This is a genomic window from Gemmatimonadaceae bacterium (assembly GCA_016720905.1).
Taxonomy (GTDB): domain Bacteria; phylum Gemmatimonadota; class Gemmatimonadetes; order Gemmatimonadales; family Gemmatimonadaceae; genus Gemmatimonas.
Genome location: JADKJT010000008.1, coordinates 146711 through 166213 on the forward strand (window position 1 = coordinate 146711; position 19503 = coordinate 166213).

Consider the following 19503-nt stretch of genomic DNA (forward strand, 5'->3'; position numbering starts at 1 on the left):
GGAATCATGCCGAACGCTGCAACGACGTGGCGGGTTTTTTCGGCGGAGTCGTGAAGGCGAGCAAGTCCTCGATTCGCGAGACTTCGTAACCCCGTCCCCGGCGATCCCGACATGCGCCTTCACCTCACCGTATTCGCCCTTCCGGTCTTGACCATGGCGGCTCTCCCCGCGCCGGTTCGCGCGCAGCCCCCCTCCGGGTGGGACGCGTTCGCGAGTGAATTCCGCAGTTACGTCGCCAGCGACGGCATTGTCGGCGCCAGCGTGTTGGTCATGCGCGATGGTCGCATCAGCGCCCGCCTCGACGTCGGCGACCAGGATCGGTCGGCGCACCGGCCGGTGACCGACCAGACCATTTTTCACTGGGGCTCGATCACCAAGACCCTCACGGCTATTGCGATCATGCAACTGCGTGATCGGGGCAAGCTGTCACTCGACGACAAGATCGTACGCTTCGTACCCGAACTACGACAATTACATGACCCGTTCGGTGCACTTGACAGTATTACCATCCGCATGCTGCTGTCGCATTCGGCGGGTTTTCGAAATGGCACGTGGCCATACGGTGACGGCAAGCCCTGGGAGCCGTTCGAGCCGACGTCATGGAATCAATTGGTAGCCATGATGCCATACCAGGAACTGCTGTTTCGCCCCGGCTCGCGATACAGCTACTCCAACCCGGCCTTCGTATACCTGGCGCGCGTGGTGGAACAGCTGTCGGGAGACCCTTGGGATGCCTACGTGCAGAAGAACATCTTCGCCCCCTTGGGCATGCACCACAGCTACTTTCGCACCACCCCGTACTATCTGGCCGCCTTTCGGTCACACAACTTCGCCGTCCAGCGGGACAGCGCCTCAGGCGCCATCCGCACGGTGGATAACGGCGCCGATTTCGACCCCGGTATCACCACACCGAACGGTGGCTGGAACGCTCCACTGAGCGACCTGGCTATTTACTCTGCTTTTCTGACGAATATCCAGAATGGTAGTTCTCAAACGAACTACCATCACGTGCTATCGCGCAGCAGCCTCGAAGAGATGTGGAAGCCCGTGGTTCCCATGGCGGCTGGCTACGAGGCGGCGGCCGACCAGCATATGGGATTGTCGTTCTTTGTGAAGGGCGCTGGCGATCACCGAATCATCGGCCACACAGGGTCCCAGGCCGGGTTCCGGGCGTTCTTTTACTTCAACCCGGTCACCAGCGCCACCGTGATCGCCGTGTTCAACACCACCAACACTGCGGCCCCGGCCGAAGCGTCATACCGCCACATGCACGAAGCCGCGCAGAGGTTGATCAGGTAGGTCGCATGGTGGAGGGCCGCAGCACCGCGTACAGAACGTCATGCACCGGCGTCGGGACCCCGTGTTGCTTTCCAAGCCGAATTACGGCTCCAGTCTGCCGCTCCAGCTCCGAGGGCCGTTGGGCCATGATGTCGCGCTGCATCGACGCCGTGCTGTCCGGGGGCAACGTGTCGTAGCGTTTCCAGGTGCGCGCCTCTGCGTCGTCACCCAAGGCCACGCCCGCCCCGATGCCGATGGCGCGGACCTCGCGCACGCACGCGTCCAAAAGCGCGCGGGTCTCCGGCACCGAGCGCATCACACCAATGGGCACGCGGGTGGCCGCTCCCACGGTGCCGAACGGATCGATGAACAAGAACTTCTCCCAGAGCGCCAGGTCCATGTGCTCCGGCGTGACGGCGTGCAGACCAGCTTCCTCAAGCGCGGCGGCGAACGGCGCGATTTGCGCCCGCGCTGGCGCATTGGCGGGCGTAGCGCTGCGTGCGCCAAACTCCATCACTGGCGTCACCGCCGTGTGGGAGATGCGACCGGGTGCCGACTGCTCGGCGATAAGTCGCGCCAGTCCCTCCAGTACATGTCCATCGCCCAGCACCGCCGCGAGAAGCGCGCTGGCCTCGACACCGTTTTGTAACGGGATGACCGCCGTGCCCGGCCCAATCAGGGGACGCAGTTTGGGCGCGATGGCCTCGATCTGCGTGGATTTCACGCACACCAGCACCACATCCACCGGGCCAACGGTGGACGGGTCATCGGTGGCCGACACGCTGGGCAGGTGGAGATCCCCATCCACGCTCTCAAGGATGAGTCCCGAGGAACGCAGGGCCGCCAGCGTGGCGCCGCGCGCGATGAACGTAACCTCGTGACCCGCGTGCGCGAGGCGTGCGCCGAACGCGCCACCCACGCCGCCAACACCGACAATTGCGATTCGCATGCGGACGAACCTACCGGGAATCCTTGTGCCGCGGCTAGTGCTCCGCCGTTCGAACGCCGATCCGGCCTCAGTCCCCAGACGGCAGTTGGGGCACCCCGCTCCCTCCTCCCGCCTTCAGCAACCCCGTCTCCGTGTACAGCATCAGCTTCTCGCGCGTGTCCATGATGTCGAGGTTCCGCATCGTCAGCTGCCCAATGCGATCGAGCGGCGTAAAAAACGCCTCCCCCCGTTCCATCGTCAGACGCTCCGGCTTGTACGTGAGATTCGCACTCGACGTATCCATGATCGTGTAGTCATTACCACGACGCAGTTCCACAGTGACCTCACCAGTGATCGCGCGCGCCACCCAGCGCTGCGCCGAGTCACGCAGCATCAGGGACTGCGAATCAAGCCAGCGACCCTGGTACAGCAGTCGACCCAGCCGACGACCGTTCGTGCGGTACTGCTCAATCGTGTCTTCGTTGTGGATGCCCGTGACCAGTCGTTCGTAAGCGATGTACAGCAGCGCCAGCCCCGGCGCTTCGTAAATGCCGCGGCTCTTTGCTTCGATAATGCGATTCTCGATCTGGTCCGACATCCCCAGTCCATGTCGACCACCAATGGCGTTCGCTTCCATGAACAGGTCCAGCGCCGACGCAAACGTCTGGCCGTTGAGCGCCACCGGCATCCCTTCGTCAAAACGGATGGACACCGTTTCGCGCGCCACCGCAACGTCATCGCGCCATGCCGCGACGCCCATGATGGGCTGCACGATCATCATGCCCTTGTTCAGGAACTCCAGGTCTTTCGCTTCGTGCGTTGCGCCCAGGATATTGGAGTCGGTGCTGTACGCCTTCTCCGTGCTCATCTTGTAGTCGAAACCGTTCGCAATCAGGTACTCCGACATTTCCGTGCGACCGCCCAGCTCGTCGATGAACTGCTGGTCCAGCCACGGCTTGTACACACGCAAGTTGGGATTCGTGAGCAGTCCGTAGCGGTAGAACCGTTCGATATCATTGCCCTTGAACGTGCTGCCATCGCCCCAGATGTTCACGTCGTCTTCGCGCATGGCGGCCACCAGCATGGTGCCGGTAACGGCGCGACCCAGCGGCGTGGTATTGAAGTATGTCTGGCCCGCTGTGGTGATGTGAAAGGCGCCGCACTGCAGCGCGGCCAGTCCCTCGGCCACCAGCTGCGCGCGACATTCAATCAATCGGGCCTTCTCGGCGCCATAACCCATCGCCTTGCGCGGGATCTCGTCGTAGTCCGTCTCGTCGGGCTGACCAAGATTGGCGGTGTAGGCGTATGGCACCGCGCCTTTCGCCCGCATCCAATGCAGGGCGGCGCTGGTGTCCAAACCGCCGGAAAACGCGATGCCGACTTTTTCGCCGACGGGGAGATTCTGGAGGATGTTGGCCATGGACCAACTTAGTCCGCCGCCGGCCGTGGGCGCAAAGGACGAGTCCGGTCGAGGGGTCACGGCGCCAATCGCGCTCGCGATACGCGAGGCGTTACAATTCGACCTATCATGATCCAGTATCAGCAGCTGTTACGCCTCGTCCTCGATCAGGGCACCTTCAAGCCCGATCGCACCGGCACCGGCACGTACGCCGTGTTCGGCGCGCAGGCCCGCTATCCGCTGGCCGACGGCTTTCCGATGGTCACCACCAAGAAGCTCCATCTCAAGTCCATCATCTACGAGCTGCTGTGGTTTTTGAAGGGTGACACGAACATCAAGTACCTCACCGATCACGGGGTGAGCATCTGGAACGAGTGGGCCGACGCCCAGGGGAACCTGGGTCGTGTGTACGGCGCGCAGTGGAGTGACTGGCGCACCGCCGACGGTCGCTCCATCAATCAGATCGACAAGGTCATCCAGCAGATTCGCACCAAGCCCGACAGTCGTCGCCACATCGTGACCGCGTGGAACCCGGGCGAAGTGGACGACATGGCGTTGCCGCCCTGTCACGCCATGTTCCAGTTCTTCGTGCAGGACGGCACGTTGAGCTGTCAGTTGTATCAGCGCAGCGCCGATTTGTTTCTGGGTGTGCCGTTCAACATCGCGTCGTACGCGCTGCTGACGATGATGGTGGCGCAGGTGACAGGCCTCACGCCCGGCACGTTCGTACACACATTTGGCGATTTGCACCTGTACAGCAATCACCTGGAACAGGCTCGGCTGCAGCTTGGCCGTGCGCCGCGCGCGCTCCCGCAGATGCACATCAACCCCGCGGTGACGAACATCCACGATTTCGTGTTCGAGGATTTCGCACTCGTGGGTTACGATCCGCATCCAGCCATCTCGGCGCCCATCGCGGTTTAGGACCCCATGAAGCAGTTCAAGGCGATTGCCGCGATGTCGGAGAATCGCGTCATCGGCAACGGGCCGAAGATTCCGTGGCACCTGCCAGAGGACTTCAAGTTCTTCAAGGCGATGACCACCGGCCATGTGGTCGTCATGGGGCGCACGACATTCGAGTCGATCGGGCGCCCGCTGCCCAATCGCGAGACCATCATTGTGAGTCGTAGCGGCTACACGTACCCTGGCGTGCGCACCGTGTCGAGTCTCGACACCATCGACGTGAACGCGGATGAGCGTGACGTATTCATTTGTGGGGGTGCGCAGATCTATGCGCTGGCCTTGCCGCACTGCTCGGACTTGTATCTCACGCATGTGAAGCGTGTGGTTGAGGGCGATGTGTTCTTTCCGCCGTTTGAAGCGCGCTTTTCGCCTGGGACCACGCTGATCACCACGCCCGAGTTCGACATCGTACACTATCAGCGCTCAGACCGGAACACCGCGCCGGCATCAGGCGCAGCGCCGGTGCTCACGAACTGAGTCGCGCCAATGCCTCCGTGAATTCCTTGCGGCGCATTGCCTTGAGCGCCGAGTGGCCGAGCACCAGACTCAAATGCCGTCGAGTGTCTGCCTGGTGCAGATGCTGTTCACCGCGACCGATGCCGTCAACAAAGTCTGCGAAACTCATCAGGCGGTCGCGATCGACCGCATGCATCGCGCCCACGCCGCCGTCCGGCAGGGAAATGAGCAGGAAGACCAGCATGTAATAGCACCACGCCACCTGCTTCATGAGTTCCAGCTTCGCCAGCTCATGGGCGGCTGGCGTGCGATCGAAGTATGCCCGCAACAAGTCGCGCTCTCGCGAATCATCCAGGCGAAACCAGTGGATGGTGCTGGCCACGTCGAACATCGGATCGTTCATGCAGGCGCTGTCCCAGTCCACCAGCCATTGGCGCGTGCCGTCCTGCAAGACGTTGCCCGGATTGAGATCGTTGTGGCACGGTGCCAGCGTCAGATGCGGCGTGATAACCCGCTTGATCTGCTCGTACGCCGCCAGCACCTCCTGCAGCAACGATGGCAGCACGATGCCCGACTGCGCGAGGTGAATCACGGCGCCGTCGATGGCCTCGAAGGCGGTGCGGTGCACCGGAAATGGCGGACCACCGTGCAACGCACGCAACAGCTGCCCCAGCTGCGCGGCGTCGCGTGGCACCGGACGCACGGGCGGCGCGACGAAGGCGCTGAGACTGACACCGGTGTCGGCATTGGCGTAGAACACGGGTGGCGCGACGTCGCTGCCAGCCGCAACCTGCATGCATAGGAGTTGCCGATGCACGTCGCGGGACGACGATCCCGGCTGCGGAATACGTAGCACCAGCGCGCGATCGTCCACGCGCAGCCGATACACCAGCGCGCCAGACATGCCGTTGTTCACGCGGTCAACCGACTGGAGCACCCCGTCGGGAAACGCATGACGAATCGCATCGTTGGCTGGCGCTCGAATGGCGTCGGGAAACGTGGCGAATGGCGCAGTCTGCGGCTCAGTGTCCAACGCCAGGGAGTTTTCGGTCATCGTTTGGACTCGGGTTTCCCGCGGAGCAGGCGCAGTCGCTCGACCTGCGGGCGCAGCACGCGCGTGTTGTGCTGTGGATTGGCCATGGATGGATCGGGCACCCACTCCAGTTCGCCGCGCTCCACCGCGCGCGTGATCTTCATGCGATTGGCTTGCGTGTTGTCACCAAACGCCAGCGCGGCCGCGTTGCTGATGGTGATGAGATCGTCCACCGACACCCACCACCGGGTGCGCGCCATCAACACACCCAACGGCGTGGACCAGAACTCCGCCGAAAGCACGGCCTCGGGTGTCGGCGCACCGGCTCGCAGCAGCGTCGTCACGCGCTGCAGCGCCACTTCTGCGCGGCGGACGTTGGTGTCGGTGCGGTCATAGGACCCGTTGGCCACGCCGATCAGCCGCATCAGGTCGCGGTGCAGCGGGCTCGCGGCAGCGTCAGACGGCTCGGCGGCGTTTTCCGCGCACCCCAGCGCCCGCCCCAAGGCGGAGTGCTGGTGGCGGAATTGCTCGAGTATCGCGTCCGCATCGGCCGTGTGAAAGAGTGGCATGCCGATAACTACCGCTACTCACGTTAGTTGTCAACCCTGCCACCCCCAAACACAATCGCCCGGCCAACGGGTTCTGTTGGCCGAGCGATTGTTCAGGCAACCGATGTCATCTCGCCAAGCTGGACGGCGCTACGGCACGAACGCCGGCGCTGCCGGTCCCGATCCTCCCACTTCCTTCTTCGACCGCGTGATCTGCGGTTGTCCCGCCGCCTTGAGGGCCGCATTCACTTTCGGCAGGTCGTTCATGATGATGCGTTCCATGCGCGCCATCTGCACGTCCAGCTTGGGTCCCAGCACACCGTACACCTCGTACGCCTGCTTGGGCGGTCGCCGTTCACCACTGGCGATGAAACTCATCAGGCCGCCAATCTGATCGTTCAGGCGAATCGGATAGTTCAGCGGATCCTGACCGCTCTGGTTCTTCGTCTGGTACAACGAGTCTTCCACCGCACTCAACGAGTCGGCGAACTTCTTCACCAGCGGACCAAACGAGGCGTTCGCCGTCATCTTGGGCGTGCGGTCGGTGAGATCCTTCTTGAGGTTGCGGATCTCGATCACACCTTCATTCGCCTGGGTCACGCGATCGCGCACCTGCAGCGCGAAACGCGTCTGCTCCACCAGGTCGGCTTCCGTAGCCTCGCTGCGCGGATCGGGCTTCACCACATACTGGTACGACACCGGCGCGTTACTGCCGACAGTCATCTTTACCGTGTACGTGCCCGGCGCCATGGCCGGCGCGCCACCACGTCCCGCCCAGTTGATCATGCCGCGAAACACCGTCGCACTCTCGTGTCGCATGTTCCAGGTGTAGCGGTTGATGCCCTTCCGATTGGTAGGCTTGGACACCGGAGGCGCACCGCCGCCAAAACCGCCGCCGCCACGCCCTGCTTCCGGCGTCGGCGCGGTGTCAGTTGAGGCGACCGTCGCCAGCAGTTTACCAGCTTTGTCCATGAACTCGAACTTCACTACCATCGAGTCGGCCGGCAGGCGATACACAAAGGTCGGCGCCGCCTGTCCGTTCAATCGCAGCACCGGTACCGGCTTGTACAGATACGGGGCGTTGGCCGCCTTCTCCTGCTCGGGCGCCCAGCGCAGGGGCGTCAGATTCTCCATCACCCAGAACGCGCGACCATGCGTGGAGATGGCCAGATCGTCATCGCGCAACATCATGTCGCTTACCGGCACCGGCGGCAGGTTCTTCTGCAGGCTCTGCCAGGTGTCACCGGCGTTGTACGACACAAACACCCCGCGTTCGGTCGCCGCGTACACCATGCCGGGACGATGCAGATCTTCACGGATGGCGCGTGTGAAATAGTCAGCCGGAATGCCACTGGTGATCTTGGTCCACGTCACCCCGTAGTCGGTGGTGCGATAGAGATACGGCGTGAAATCGTCCATCTGATAGCGGTTGCCGGCGGCCCATGCGGTACCGGCGGCATGCTGACCGGCATCGATGATCGACCAGCGCATCCACTCCGGCAGTCCCTTGGGCGTCACGTTCTTCCACGTCACACCGTTGTCGCGCGTCACGTGAATGAGGCCGTCATCAGACCCCGTCCAGATCACACCCTTCGTGATCTTCGACTCGGCAATCGTGAACACGGTGCCGTAGTACTCGACACTGGTCTGGTCCTTGGTAATCGGTCCGCCCGATGCACCCAGCGTGCGCGGATCGTTGCGCGTGAGATCGCGCGAGATGGGCGTCCATGTGTTGCCGCCGTTGGTGCTCCGGAATACCACGTTCGAACCGACGTAGATGGTATTCGCATCATGCGGCGAGTGCACGATGGGGTACGTCCATTGGAATCGATAATACGAATCCTTGGCGTCATGGCCCATAGGATTGAGCGGCCACGGATCGAGCGCTTCCGACTTGCCGGTGCGCCGATTCAACCGATCGAGGCTGCCACCATAGTTCGCGCCGAACATGATGTCAGGGTCCTTCGGATTGGACGAGATGTATCCCGACTCGCCACCGGCCACGCCGTAGAACTCGGCGTACGGAGACGCCGGCGCCGCTGGCGCGCCCCCGGGGCCGCCAAACCCGCCGCCACCACCACGACCGCCAAAGTTCGTCGCGGCCCGCACCGGTCCACACGACGATCCCGCGTCCTGCTTCGCGCCGCACACATGATACGGAAATGCGTTCGTGAGGTGTACGTGGTAGTACTGCCCTGTGGGCGCAACGACTCGCGTGGACGTCGTCCCGCCGTCGGTAGTGATGATCACGCCGTTGTCATGCGCGACGGCAATGCGCTTGGGGTTGGTCGGGTCAATCCACATGTCGTGATTGTCACCACCGCCAAAACCGCGTCCGAACGTCTTGCCGCCATCCTTTGACACCATGGGCCCGACTTGCGGCGCATACACCAGGTTCGTGTCTTTCGGATCGGCGTACAGCTTGGAGTAATACCACGAACGCTGCCGCAGATTGCGATCACCCGACATGAACGTCCACGTCGCGCCCGCATCATCGCTGCGATACACGCCGCCATTGGGCTCATGCTCGATAATCGCCCACAAACGACTCGGCTTGGCCGGCGACACGGTAATCCCGATCGCGCCCAGCGGCCCGCTTTGCGGGAGACCGGGATTGCGTGAAATCTCCGTCCACGTGTCACCACCGTCGGTGGTCTTGAAGATGCCGCTGCCCATACCACCGCTCACCAGCATCCATGGCGTGCGACCCGCCTGCCAAAATGAGACGTAGATGATCTTTGGATTGGACGGATCCATGATCATGTCCGCCACACCGGTGGAGTCGTTGCGGAAGAGAATATTCTTCCACGTCTTGCCGCCGTCGGTGGTGCGAAACACACCGCGTTCCTTGTTGGGCCCGAACACATGGCCCAGCGCGCCCACGTACACGACATCGGGATTGTCGGGGTTGATGCGAATGCGGGCGATGTACTGGGTTTCCTTGAGTCCCATGTAGGCCCACGTCTTGCCGGCATCGGTGCTCTTCCACACGCCGTCGCCATGCGACACGTTGCCGCGAATGGGGGTCTCGCCACCGCCCGACCACACGACATCGGGATTGGATTGCTGCACCGCAAGTGCACCAATCGTGCCCCCGAAGTACTTGTCCGTCATAGGCAACGTGGTCTTGCCGCCGTCGGTGGTTTTGAACACGCCACCGCCGGTGGTGCCCATGTAGTACTCATCCGGGCGCGCCGTCGAACCGGCCACGGCGACCATGCGACCGGCCTGATTGGGGCCAATGTTGCGCCAGGACACGCCAAAGCTGGTGTCGGCGGATTGGGCGCCACCGCCACCGCGACCACCTCGGCCCTGCGCGGAGAGTATCGTCGGCTCGGCGAGCGCCAGAACGACGGCGGCAGCGAGAAAGGATGAACGGTTCACGGGTCCTTGGGGGTTGTGGGAGAAACCACCTGCTGAAATACCTCACGGCCGCCCACTACCGTGCGCATCACCTTCGTGCGCAGGAGTTCGGCGGGCGGCACACTAAATATGTCCTTCGACAATACCACAAAATCCGCCAGTTTGCCCGCGGAGATCGTGCCCGTTTCCTTCTCCATGAACGCCGCGTACGCGGCGTCACGGGTGTAGTGGCGCACCGCTGCCTCCACGGTAATGCGACTGGCCGGATACCAGCCGCCGCGCGGCGTTCCGTCGGGCATCTGTCGCGTGACGGCCGTGTAGATCCCACGCAGCACGTCCATGGGAAACACCGGGTAGTCACTGCCAAACGCCTGCACCGCGCCCGCGTCGTCGAAATACTTGAAGGCGTTGGACCGCGCCGCGCGGGCTGGACCCAGCAGCGGCGCGTAATTGTTGAGCGTGGTCTCGTCGGGCGACGCGAAGATCGCCTGCGTAGAAGCGATCACACCCAATTGCTTGAAACGCGGCAGGTCGGCAGCGTCGGGCACTTCGATATGTTCCACGCGATGCCGGCGTCCTGACGTCCCGTTGGCACGGGCCGCCGCCTGATACGCATCCAGCGCCATGCGCACAGCTTTGTCTCCAATGGCGTGGAGCTCCACTTGCAGTCCGGCCGAGTCGTATTTGGCAACGCCGCGATTGAGCACATTCGCTGGCCAGAAGGGAAGCCCGGTGTCATCGGTGCCCGCATAGGGTGCCAACATCGCGGCGGTCTTCGCGTCCACCGTGCCATCCAGCATGCCTTTGGCGATACCATAGCGCAGCATGGTGCCGGTATGCGCGTCTCGCACCGTGAGATATCGCCGCAGCGCGTCGGTGGTGGCGTTGGGATTGAAGGGCACCGATACGTAGAACCGCACCCGCAGCCCACCCGTGGTGTTCGCCTGCTCGAGCGCGTCGAACACCGCCCCCGATGGCTCGCGCGCCGAGGCTTCCTGCAGCATGGTCAAGCCAAACGAGGCCGCGCGGCGCGTTTGTTCATTCAGTCGCTGCACGATATCGGCGGCCGTCGGGGCCGGCACCAGTTTCGATACCAGTCCAGACGCCGCTTCCTTAAGCAGGCCTGTGGGCGAGCCGTCGGCGCCGCGTTCGATGCGCCCCTGTGCCGGATCCGCTGTGGTCCGGGTAACGCTCGCCCTGGCCAGCGCGACCGTGTTCACCAATGACTGATGTCCGTCGCGATCGGTGAGCAGCACCGGACGATCGGGAAAAGCGGCGTCGAGGAATCGCTTGTCCGGTGCATTGCCCGGAAAATCGGACGGTGTCCATCCGCGTCCAACAATCCACGCTCCGGGTGGCAGGGTGCGCGCCCACTCCTGCAACCGTCGCACAATCACCGCCGGTGACCCGGCATCGGTGAGATCGGCCCGCGCCGACGTTGGCAGGTGCCAGTGGCCATCGATGAATCCCGGCACCACGCGCTGACCGGTCAGGTCCACCACGCGCGTATTCGGTCCGCGCAGGGCGCGTATTGCCGAATCGGTGCCAACCGCCACCAGGCGGTCCGCGCGAATGGCCATCGCCTGCGCCGAAGGGCGCGCGGCGTCGCCCGTCCATATGCGGCCGTTCACGTACAGCACGTCCGGAGCGAGAACGATGCGGGTGCGGCCTGACCATGCACGGGCATGGACAGGATCAACAGGCTGGTGAGCCGGCCAACGATGCGGCGCGGTATCGGACTCCTGATTGTTGGCATCTCCAACGCTGTCGTCGACTCGCCCCATCGGCAAGAGGACGCGCGAGGCGCTATGATGGGGCAGGATCGGCATTCCCGGCGCAGTTCACGCTTACACGGTTGACCTATGCTCATCGTTCAGGTGTTTGTGCACGTGTTTCCCGACGCTATCGACGCCTTTCGCGCCGCCACGCTCGACAACGCGCGACACAGCGTGCAGGAACCGGGCGTCGTGCGTTTTGACGTACTGCAGCAAGATGACGATGCAACCCGCTTTCAGCTGATCGAGATCTATCGCTCGGCTGACGCTCCCGCCGAACACAAAGCCACCGCACACTACGCCCGTTGGCGCGAGACGGTGGAAGCGATGATGGCCGAGCCTCGTCGGAGCACCAAGTACCGCGCGGCGTTTCCGGCGCCGGCGCAGTGGGAGATGCCGGCATGAGACGGCATGTGCAGGTCGGGGTGCTGTTGCTGGCGTCGGCGACGCTGGCATCCACGACGACGGCGCAGCCTGTGGCGCCCGCGAGCCGTGGCACCGTCGAAGTCACGGAAGCCACGATCGCCGAGTTGCGCACCGCCATGGCCAGCGGACGCGTGAGCTCCGTGCAACTGGTTGACGCCTATCTGGCGCGCATTGCGGCCTACGAGCATGCGGGCCCCAGTCTCAATGCGCTCATTCGGCTCAATCCCAAGGCGCGCGCCGAGGCCGCTCAACGCGACGCGGAACGTCGTCAGGGTCGCCTGCGAGGCGCGTTGCACGGCATTCCCATCATCATCAAGGACAATTATGACACCGGCGACATGCCCACCAGCGCCGGCTCACTGGCGTTGGCGAACAGTCAGCCGGCGCAGGATGCGTTCGTGGTGAAGAAGCTGCGCGACGCGGGGGCGGTTATTCTGGCCAAGTCCAACCTGCACGAGTTTGCCGCCGGCATCACGAGCATCAGCTCGCTGGGCGGACAGACACGCAATCCGTACGATCCGACGCGGTGCCCTGGTGGTTCCAGTGGCGGCACGGGCGCCGCCATTGCGGCGAGTTTTGCGACGGTGGGTTGGGGATCGGACACCTGCGGGTCGATTCGCATTCCGAGTGCGTACGGGAGCCTGTTCGGGTTGCGTCCGACGCAGGGACTGATCAGTCGCTCGGGAATCATCCCGCTTTCGCATACGCAGGATATCGGCGGGCCTTTGGCGCGCACCGCCACCGATCTGGCGATCGCGCTCGATGTCAGTGTTGGATACGATGCGGCCGACTCCGTCACCGTTGTCCTGCGTGACAAACCGCTCCCGCACTTTGAAGCGGCACTGGACAAGAACGCACTGCGCGGTGCGCGCATTGGCGTGTTCCAGCCGTACTTTCGCGACACCGACGCCGAAATCGCCGACACGGTGCGCGCGGCCATTGCCGCCATGAAGGCGCTGGGTGCCACGATTGTCGAAGTGCCCGTGGTTGATTTCGATTCGCTGATCGCGAACACCGGGGTCATTCCGTATGAAACGAAGTTCGACCTGATCAACTACCTGCGCGGTGTGCCGAACGCGCCTGTGCACTCCATGCGCGAGATTCTCGACCAGGGATTGTTCGACCGGGCGCTGGAAGCGCGTTTCCGCTCTATCGACACCGTGCAGTCACTCGACACCGATCGCTACCGCACCACGTTGCGTCGTCAGACCCTGTTGCGCTCGCGCATGGAGCGCATCATGGACAGTTTGTCGCTCGACGCACTCGCCTATCCCACGATGCGCCAGAAACCCACACTGGTGGGCGAACCGCAACTTGGCGGCACCTGCAACCTGAGTGCGCAGTCCGGCTTGCCGGCCATCAGCATCCCCGCCGGTTTCATGGCGGAGGGATTGCCGGTGGGTATTGAACTGATGGGTCGCGCGTTGACGGATGTCCGGCTGGTGGCGCTGGCGTACGCGTTCGAGCAGTCGGGACCGCGTCGTCGCGCACCGTCCACCACGCCCGCGCTTGTGCGCGGCGCGGTGCCAGTCGCGTTGCCCATGACGGTGCGCGCCATCTCATCACGCGCGACCGCCACGGCTCGACTCACCTACGATGCACCACGCAGTGTGTTGCGTTGGTCCGTGGCGCTCACCGGCGCATCGCCTGATGAGGTGGTGGCCGTCGTGCTTCGTCGTACCACGGAAGACCTGGGCGGGACCACTCCCGCGCCGACGCGTCGCGTGGTGGCGCGACTGCTCGGACCCGGCATGCGCGCCGCGAGCGGCTCGATGCTGCTTGGCGGAACGGAACGTCGCGCGTTGGTGGAGGGCCGGTTGACGCTGGCGATGTACGACCAGACTGGCGCGGTGCCGGTTGAGGTGGCGGTGCCGAAACGATAGAAGAGGTGGGCGTTCTCCTCTATCGCTTGATCACGAGGGGCGAGTACCCCACGCCGTCCGAACCGGCGCCGACTTGCAGTGTCCCGACAATGCTCCCGGCAGCAATATCCACCAGCGCCACGCGCCCCACGGCTTTGAGCGTCACAAATGCGTTCTTCCCGTCGCGCGACACGGTCACGCCTTGCGGTGAGGCCGCCACCAAGGCCGCGCCCTCGGCCGGCGCCATCGCCGGCACCGCAATGACACGTCGCACGGAGTGAGAGGCGATATCGACCAGATGGATCTTCTCGTCGCCAGGATCTGACACCACGGCGGTTTTCCCGTCTGGCGTGATGCCAATACGGTAGGCCATGCCGAATCCGTCGAGGGTGTGCATGATGACGCCCGTTTCGCCGTTGAGCACGTACACCTTCTTCGACTCATTTCCGCCCACCCAGACTTCCCGACCGTCTGGAGTGACCGCGATGCCTTCAATGCGCGCGCCCACCGGAAACGTGGCGCGGATTGATCGCGTTGCGACATCGATCGCGCTGACACTCATCGCCGCAATGTTGGTGGTGAACGCCCGCGTGCCATTGCGTGTCAACGCCACCATGTGCGTGGTGGCCTGTCCGGTGGTCACCGACGAATCGATGATGCCGCTCTCAAGGTCCACCACCAGCACCCGCTGCGCGCGTTCACCGGTCACCAACAGGCGTTTGTCGTCAGGAAGGAATGCCATGCCGTGCGGACGCTGGTTGCCGGCGCCCAGCTCGACCATGCGCGGCGGCGCGTTTGGATTCGTGAGATCGATCACCATGAGTGAACTGCCCACCGCACTGCGATTGCCATAGATGGAGACGACGGCGCGTCGGCCATCGTGCGACACGGCCACCTCATGCGGGCCTTCACCGGTTTGCAGTGTGGCGATGGTGGCCCCGCTCGCGACATCAACGATACTCACCGAGTGCGCATCCATGTTCGACGCGACAATGGTGCCGGAAACAGCGGCCACCACCCACCGAATGATGGCGGCACTGAGTATCGACGGAGGCATCATGAGAACGACGGGTCTGGAGGGTTCGTCAAGTGCGCGCGCGAATTCCTACCACTGCTGACCGAACGTGATCAGCGCTTTCCACCGGGCTGACTGGTCCACGGGGCGGGTGACCCCAAGGAACGCGCCGCCCGAGAACAATCGCAATCCGGCGGTAACCGACGCGCGAATACCGGCGCTGGGCCGCGATACGGGGGCCCACAGCGCCAACGACGACGGGTCGATCACGGCCAGGCGGTCAATGGCCGCGCGCGCCGCCGCGGTGGGCGCTTCGGTCCATCCACTCTGCACACCAACGCTCAGGCCCGGTGCCACGGCGGGCAGAAAGAACCGTCGCACGCGAATGGGCTGTCGCAGGAACGGACTGGTGTACTGCAGCGAACCGCGCAGCACCGCCGCGCGCGTCCCGGCAAACTCCTTGTCCAGATAGCCAGGCAGGTTTTGCTGCTCCCCCAGTTCGAACAGCTGCTGCGCCGGTGGATGTCCCCCCAGCACCGTGCCGATGTCGCCGCGGCCGATGGCCACGAATGGCCCCAATGGACGGCGCGCCACGACGCGTGCTTCCACACGCTGAAAGGCCAGCGTCCCATCGCCCCGCTCATACGAGAATCGGGCGCTTACGCCCGGCTTCACGAATTCCGCGCTCACGTCTGGGTGCCATTCGATGAGTGCGGCGGTGCGCACATAGCGTCCTTCATCGACCCCGCGATTGGGCCGATACGCCTTGCCGCCCTTGAGCGGCCCCCGCAGGTACGTCGCGGGTCGATATCGATCATCGGCGACACCGAATTCGGTGCGCAGCAACACACCGCGTTTGGCCGTCGTACGAACCGCCGCCAATGTCGCACTACGCCGATCGACATAGTCGTATGGGTCCTGTGAGGCCAACAGCGCGCCCATCGAGTTGCCCGAGTCGAACGGCACGCGAAAGTCGTTGGTGTTGTCCAATGCGCGACCGCCGCGCGCTTCCATGGTCCACAGGCCGCGCGTGCGATCCACAGACAGCCGACCACGCACGGTCTGCTCATTCCACGCCCAGCCGGCATTGGCGCGCACCACCACCCCGGGCGCCGCATCGCGCAATGACCACTTGAGACCCAATCCCGTGTACGCGCCTTCGACGCGATTGAAGTGAAAGATATCGGCTGCCCGCGGCGCGACCCAATCGAGTCGTGGCAACCCGTATGGACGCCAGCGATCCGGAGCGACATCCAGGAAGTCGTCGGAATGCATGCCGTCCGACAACGCCCCGACCGCGGCAATCCAGGCGTCATAGCGATTGACGGAATCCGTTGGGGCGAATGTCAGCTTGCGACGGCTCATCGCGCGCAGGGAGTCGGCCGCCGCCAGGGTCGCCTCGCTGAGCACCGTATCGTTCACCATCATGTCATTGAAACGCGACACGATGCGGACGACCGCACGGCCATCACCGATGACCGGAAGGGTGGCCTGCAATTCGATGCGCTGCCGGGCTGGCAGCCAGAAACGTCCCAGTCGTTCACCCTGCTCGTATTCTATGAACGCCACGGCCTCGCCCAAGGCGCCGCCAAACCGGCGAGGCGAACCGCCGGCGCGCAGGAACGTGCCCCGCATACGCACCAGTGTGCCACGCGACGCATCGAGATCGAGCTCGCCATCGAACAACACCACCGGGGACGTGATGTCCGAACGCGGCGTGACCCGGACCTGCGCAATGGGGATCGTGCGATCGCCAACGCGGATGGTGACAATGGTGTCACCACCCGAGTACGTGTAGTAGCGCTCGCGATCGGCAGCGAGTGGATGCACGGCCGGCAGCGTATCGGCGCCATCACCCCGCAGGGTGGAACGGGCCACCGATCGCGAGCTGCGCGTGCGGATGCGCAATCGATTGCCATACAAGGTGGGATTGAGCCAGCCGGTCTGGAAGACGGAGAGCATCGAGACATTCGGTCCCGATTGCTGCGCACGATAGCCAATCACATGCTGATCGTAGGCGCCGCTGCGCGTCCATCGCATGGTGCTGGCCACCTGCTCAACCGCCGCGACGGCCTCGGTCCCTTCTTCTCGCCGCAACAGCACGGCAATCTCGGTTTCGACCCGTGACTTGTAGGCGATGAGGTCCGCCGGCAACGCGTTGCGTGTGCTCGCGTCGGCCAGCAGTTCGGCCAACGCGCGGAGGGGAACGGACACTGTGCTGTCGCGCGGCGGAGTCTGCGCAGGAAGCGGGACGTGAAGCGACGCGAGGAACATCGTTGCGCAGACGACGGGAGACAGGAGACGGGAGACGGGAGACGTCCAGTCAACTGACCACGGTCGGGTCACCCGCGCGTCTCCCGTCTCCATTCTCCCGTCTCCCGTCTTCTCAGTTGACCGCTTGCCGGCGCTCCGCCGCCTGTCCCCACTCGTGCATCGCCTCATCGAGCCGATCGCGCGCCTCATCCAACTGCCTGCCCATCTGCTGTGCGCGCTGCACGCCATCGGGCGTTTCATACAGCGTCGTGTCCTCGAGCATTCCGCTGAGTTCCGCGATGCGTGCTTCCAGGGTGTTCACGCGCAGTTCAGCGTCCGCCAACGCCTTGTCGGCCTGACGAGCGGCTTTCCGTACGTCAGGGTCTGTCGCCGGTTTCCTGCCATCGGACTTACCAGACGCTTTGGCATCGGCCTTGCCAGCGCGCCCTGACTGGCCACTCTTCGCCTCGTTCGCCTTCTGCGCCTTCTGTGAGGCAACACGCGCCGCGGTGGCCTTCTCCGACGCCGCAACGGTCACGGCCCGCGCGTCGCGTTCCGCCTTGGTTTTCGTTTCCGCCCGCACGGCTTCCCACTCCACGAACGTGCCGGCAAACTGCAGCAGTTGCTGATCGCGCAACTCCCACACCAATGTGGCCAGGCCGCGCAGGACGGCGCGATCGTGACTCACGATCAGCACGCTCCCCTCGAAATCCTCGATGGCGTCTTCGATCGCCTCAATCGACTCGACGTCAAGATGATTCGTCGGTTCGTCGAGAATCAACAGGTTGGCCGTGGACAACGTGAGCAACGCGAGCGCCACACGCGCGCGCTCGCCGCCCGACAGCGTCCCCACCGTGCGCTGCACTTCATCGCCGGAAAAACCGAAGCGCCCCAGATGCCCCTGCACCATGCGCCGTTCCCACAGTGGACGCTGCGTGGCGATCGCCTCGTAGATCGACATCTCCAGCGGCAGGTGCGCGAGATCCTGTCGATAGTACGCCACCGTCGTGGACGGGCCCACTTTCACCTCGCCACTGGCCGGGGGATGCTCGCCCAGCAAGGTCTTGATGAGCGTGCTCTTGCCGGATCCGTTGGGCCCCAGCAGTGCCACCACTTCGCCGCGCTCGAGCACCACGGTGCAGTCGCGCACCAGTTCGCGCGTCACGGTGTGTCCATGATCATGTGACGGCACGGCCACGGTCACATGCTCGGCTTCAATCACACGATCGCCGCTGCGATTGCCGGCGCTGAGCCGGATAGCCATCACGCCATCGGAGCCAATGGGCGCCGAGAGGCGCGGCATGCGCGCCAGCAGTTTGCGTCGTCCCTTGGCCTGACGCGTATTCTGGCCGGCCAGGTTGCGCGCGATGTAGTCGGACTCCGACGCGATCTTTCGTTGCTGCTGATCGAACTGACGCTGCAAGGTGAGGCGGCGTTCTTCGCGCTGCGTGATGAACGAGGCGTACCCGCCGGTATAGGTGAACGCGCTGCCGCCCTCGAAATGCATCACGTGATCGGCGAACGCGTCCAGAAACGCCCGGTCGTGACTGATGCACAACACGGCGCGATCAATGACCTTGAGGTGCTGCTCCAGCCACGCCGTTGTGTCGAGATCGAGGTGGTTGGTCGGTTCGTCGAGAATCATCAGGTCAGCGGGCGTGGCCAGTTGACGGGCGAGCGCCACGCGACCGCGCTCACCACCGCTGAGCGTGCCAATGCGGGTGACGCGTGCCGCATCCGGGTCGAATCCGACGCCCATCAGCACGCTGTCCACCTGCGCGGCCATCTGATAGCCGCCATCGCGCTCGAAACGCTCCAGATCACGACCGTACTTTTCCATGGCGATCTCGCCATGATCATGCTCGAGATTGGCGGCCTGTTCGGCCAGCGAACGTTCCAACACGCGCAGCGGTCCGAACGCATCGGCGACGATGTCCCACAGCGTTTGGTCTTCCGGAAAGCGCCGATGTTGATCCATCAGCGCCACTCGCAATCCCGGCGTCCGCGCCACGGAGCCGCGCGTCGGCTGCAGATCGCCCGTCAGCAGACGGACCAGCGTGGTTTTTCCGGTACCGTTGCGCCCCACGACCGCCCACCGATCGTTTTCGCCAATGGTGATTGACACATCACGAAAAATCTCACTGGCACCGAATTCGACCACGGCGTTGCCGATCGAAATCAGGGTCATGCAAACCTCAGGGTGC

General features: G+C 64.0%; 14 protein-coding genes. 5 read left to right on the forward strand and 9 right to left on the reverse strand.

Annotated features, from left to right (window positions below):
- Nucleotides 1-111: 111 nt before the first annotated feature.
- On the forward strand, nucleotides 112-1299 hold the full coding sequence (locus tag IPP90_09220) for a beta-lactamase family protein (protein ID MBL0170895.1): 1188 nt from the start codon (nucleotides 112-114) through the stop codon (nucleotides 1297-1299).
- Here IPP90_09220 and IPP90_09225 read toward each other — a convergent pair.
- Together IPP90_09225 and argG are read right to left on the reverse strand one after the other, a co-directional pair.
- Nucleotides 1292-2227: a 2-dehydropantoate 2-reductase gene (locus tag IPP90_09225; protein MBL0170896.1), complete on the reverse strand. Its 936-nt coding sequence runs from the start codon at nucleotides 2225-2227 to the stop codon at nucleotides 1292-1294. The two genes, IPP90_09220 and IPP90_09225, sit on opposite strands and share 8 nt — an antisense overlap.
- Before the next feature lie 67 nt (nucleotides 2228-2294).
- Entirely contained in the window at nucleotides 2295-3626 is a 1332-nt protein-coding gene (gene argG / locus IPP90_09230) for an argininosuccinate synthase (protein MBL0170897.1), read from the reverse strand.
- Between the two features lie 108 nt (nucleotides 3627-3734).
- Between argG and IPP90_09235 the strand changes: the two genes are divergently transcribed.
- Together IPP90_09235 and IPP90_09240 are read left to right on the forward strand one after the other, a co-directional pair.
- Nucleotides 3735-4529, forward strand: a complete 795-nt coding sequence (locus IPP90_09235) for a thymidylate synthase (GenBank protein ID MBL0170898.1) — start codon at nucleotides 3735-3737, stop codon at nucleotides 4527-4529.
- Nucleotides 4530-4535: 6 nt separating this feature from the next.
- Complete coding sequence (locus IPP90_09240; protein ID MBL0170899.1) at nucleotides 4536-5045, forward strand: dihydrofolate reductase; 510 nt, start codon at nucleotides 4536-4538, stop codon at nucleotides 5043-5045.
- On the opposite strand, the gene IPP90_09245 is transcribed toward IPP90_09240, so the two are convergent.
- The 4 genes from IPP90_09245 to IPP90_09260 form a co-directional block, all read right to left on the reverse strand.
- Nucleotides 5035-6078 carry a phosphotransferase gene (locus tag IPP90_09245; protein ID MBL0170900.1) on the reverse strand — a complete coding sequence of 348 codons (1044 nt, stop codon included), beginning with the start codon at nucleotides 6076-6078 and terminating at the stop codon, nucleotides 5035-5037. The genes IPP90_09240 and IPP90_09245 overlap by 11 nt on opposite strands.
- Nucleotides 6075-6626, reverse strand: a complete 552-nt coding sequence (locus IPP90_09250; GenBank protein ID MBL0170901.1) for a hypothetical protein — start codon at nucleotides 6624-6626, stop codon at nucleotides 6075-6077. Before IPP90_09250 ends, IPP90_09245 begins: the two co-directional genes overlap by 4 nt.
- Nucleotides 6627-6755: 129 nt before the next feature.
- Entirely contained in the window at nucleotides 6756-9989 is a 3234-nt protein-coding gene (locus IPP90_09255) for a glycosyl hydrolase (protein ID MBL0170902.1), read from the reverse strand.
- On the reverse strand, nucleotides 9986-11599 hold the full coding sequence (locus IPP90_09260; protein MBL0170903.1) for an amidohydrolase: 1614 nt from the start codon (nucleotides 11597-11599) through the stop codon (nucleotides 9986-9988). Before IPP90_09260 ends, IPP90_09255 begins: the two co-directional genes overlap by 4 nt.
- Nucleotides 11600-11830: 231 nt before the next feature.
- On the opposite strand from IPP90_09260, the gene IPP90_09265 reads away from it, so the two are divergent.
- Both IPP90_09265 and IPP90_09270 read left to right on the forward strand, forming a co-directional pair.
- Nucleotides 11831-12148 carry an antibiotic biosynthesis monooxygenase gene (locus tag IPP90_09265; GenBank protein ID MBL0170904.1) on the forward strand — a complete coding sequence of 106 codons (318 nt, stop codon included), beginning with the start codon at nucleotides 11831-11833 and terminating at the stop codon, nucleotides 12146-12148.
- Nucleotides 12145-14052, forward strand: coding sequence for an amidase (locus tag IPP90_09270; GenBank protein MBL0170905.1), 1908 nt, complete (start codon nucleotides 12145-12147; stop codon nucleotides 14050-14052). Before IPP90_09265 ends, IPP90_09270 begins: the two co-directional genes overlap by 4 nt.
- A 19-nt stretch (nucleotides 14053-14071) precedes the next feature.
- On the opposite strand, the gene IPP90_09275 is transcribed toward IPP90_09270, so the two are convergent.
- From IPP90_09275 to IPP90_09285, 3 genes are all read right to left on the reverse strand, one after another.
- Nucleotides 14072-15091, reverse strand: coding sequence for a YncE family protein (locus IPP90_09275; GenBank protein MBL0170906.1), 1020 nt, complete (start codon nucleotides 15089-15091; stop codon nucleotides 14072-14074).
- A gap of 45 nt (nucleotides 15092-15136) precedes the next feature.
- Nucleotides 15137-17260 carry a hypothetical protein gene (locus IPP90_09280; protein MBL0170907.1) on the reverse strand — a complete coding sequence of 708 codons (2124 nt, stop codon included), beginning with the start codon at nucleotides 17258-17260 and terminating at the stop codon, nucleotides 15137-15139.
- A 172-nt stretch (nucleotides 17261-17432) separates the two neighbouring features.
- Nucleotides 17433-19487: an ATP-binding cassette domain-containing protein gene (locus tag IPP90_09285; GenBank protein MBL0170908.1), complete on the reverse strand. Its 2055-nt coding sequence runs from the start codon at nucleotides 19485-19487 to the stop codon at nucleotides 17433-17435.
- Between the last annotated feature and the right edge of the window lie 16 nt (nucleotides 19488-19503).

Coding starts and splice junctions, on each gene's coding strand:
- argG (MBL0170897.1), bottom strand. CDS start 3,626: ATGGCCAACATCCTCCAGAATCTCCCCGTCGGCGAAAAAGTCGGCATC.
- IPP90_09270 (MBL0170905.1), top strand. CDS start 12,145: ATGAGACGGCATGTGCAGGTCGGGGTGCTGTTGCTGGCGTCGGCGACG.
- IPP90_09235 (MBL0170898.1), top strand. CDS start 3,735: ATGATCCAGTATCAGCAGCTGTTACGCCTCGTCCTCGATCAGGGCACC.
- IPP90_09265 (MBL0170904.1), top strand. CDS start 11,831: ATGCTCATCGTTCAGGTGTTTGTGCACGTGTTTCCCGACGCTATCGAC.
- IPP90_09285 (MBL0170908.1), bottom strand. CDS start 19,487: ATGACCCTGATTTCGATCGGCAACGCCGTGGTCGAATTCGGTGCCAGT.
- IPP90_09275 (MBL0170906.1), bottom strand. CDS start 15,091: ATGATGCCTCCGTCGATACTCAGTGCCGCCATCATTCGGTGGGTGGTG.
- IPP90_09245 (MBL0170900.1), bottom strand. CDS start 6,078: ATGACCGAAAACTCCCTGGCGTTGGACACTGAGCCGCAGACTGCGCCA.
- IPP90_09240 (MBL0170899.1), top strand. CDS start 4,536: ATGAAGCAGTTCAAGGCGATTGCCGCGATGTCGGAGAATCGCGTCATC.
- IPP90_09225 (MBL0170896.1), bottom strand. CDS start 2,227: ATGCGAATCGCAATTGTCGGTGTTGGCGGCGTGGGTGGCGCGTTCGGC.
- IPP90_09250 (MBL0170901.1), bottom strand. CDS start 6,626: ATGCCACTCTTTCACACGGCCGATGCGGACGCGATACTCGAGCAATTC.
- IPP90_09220 (MBL0170895.1), top strand. CDS start 112: ATGCGCCTTCACCTCACCGTATTCGCCCTTCCGGTCTTGACCATGGCG.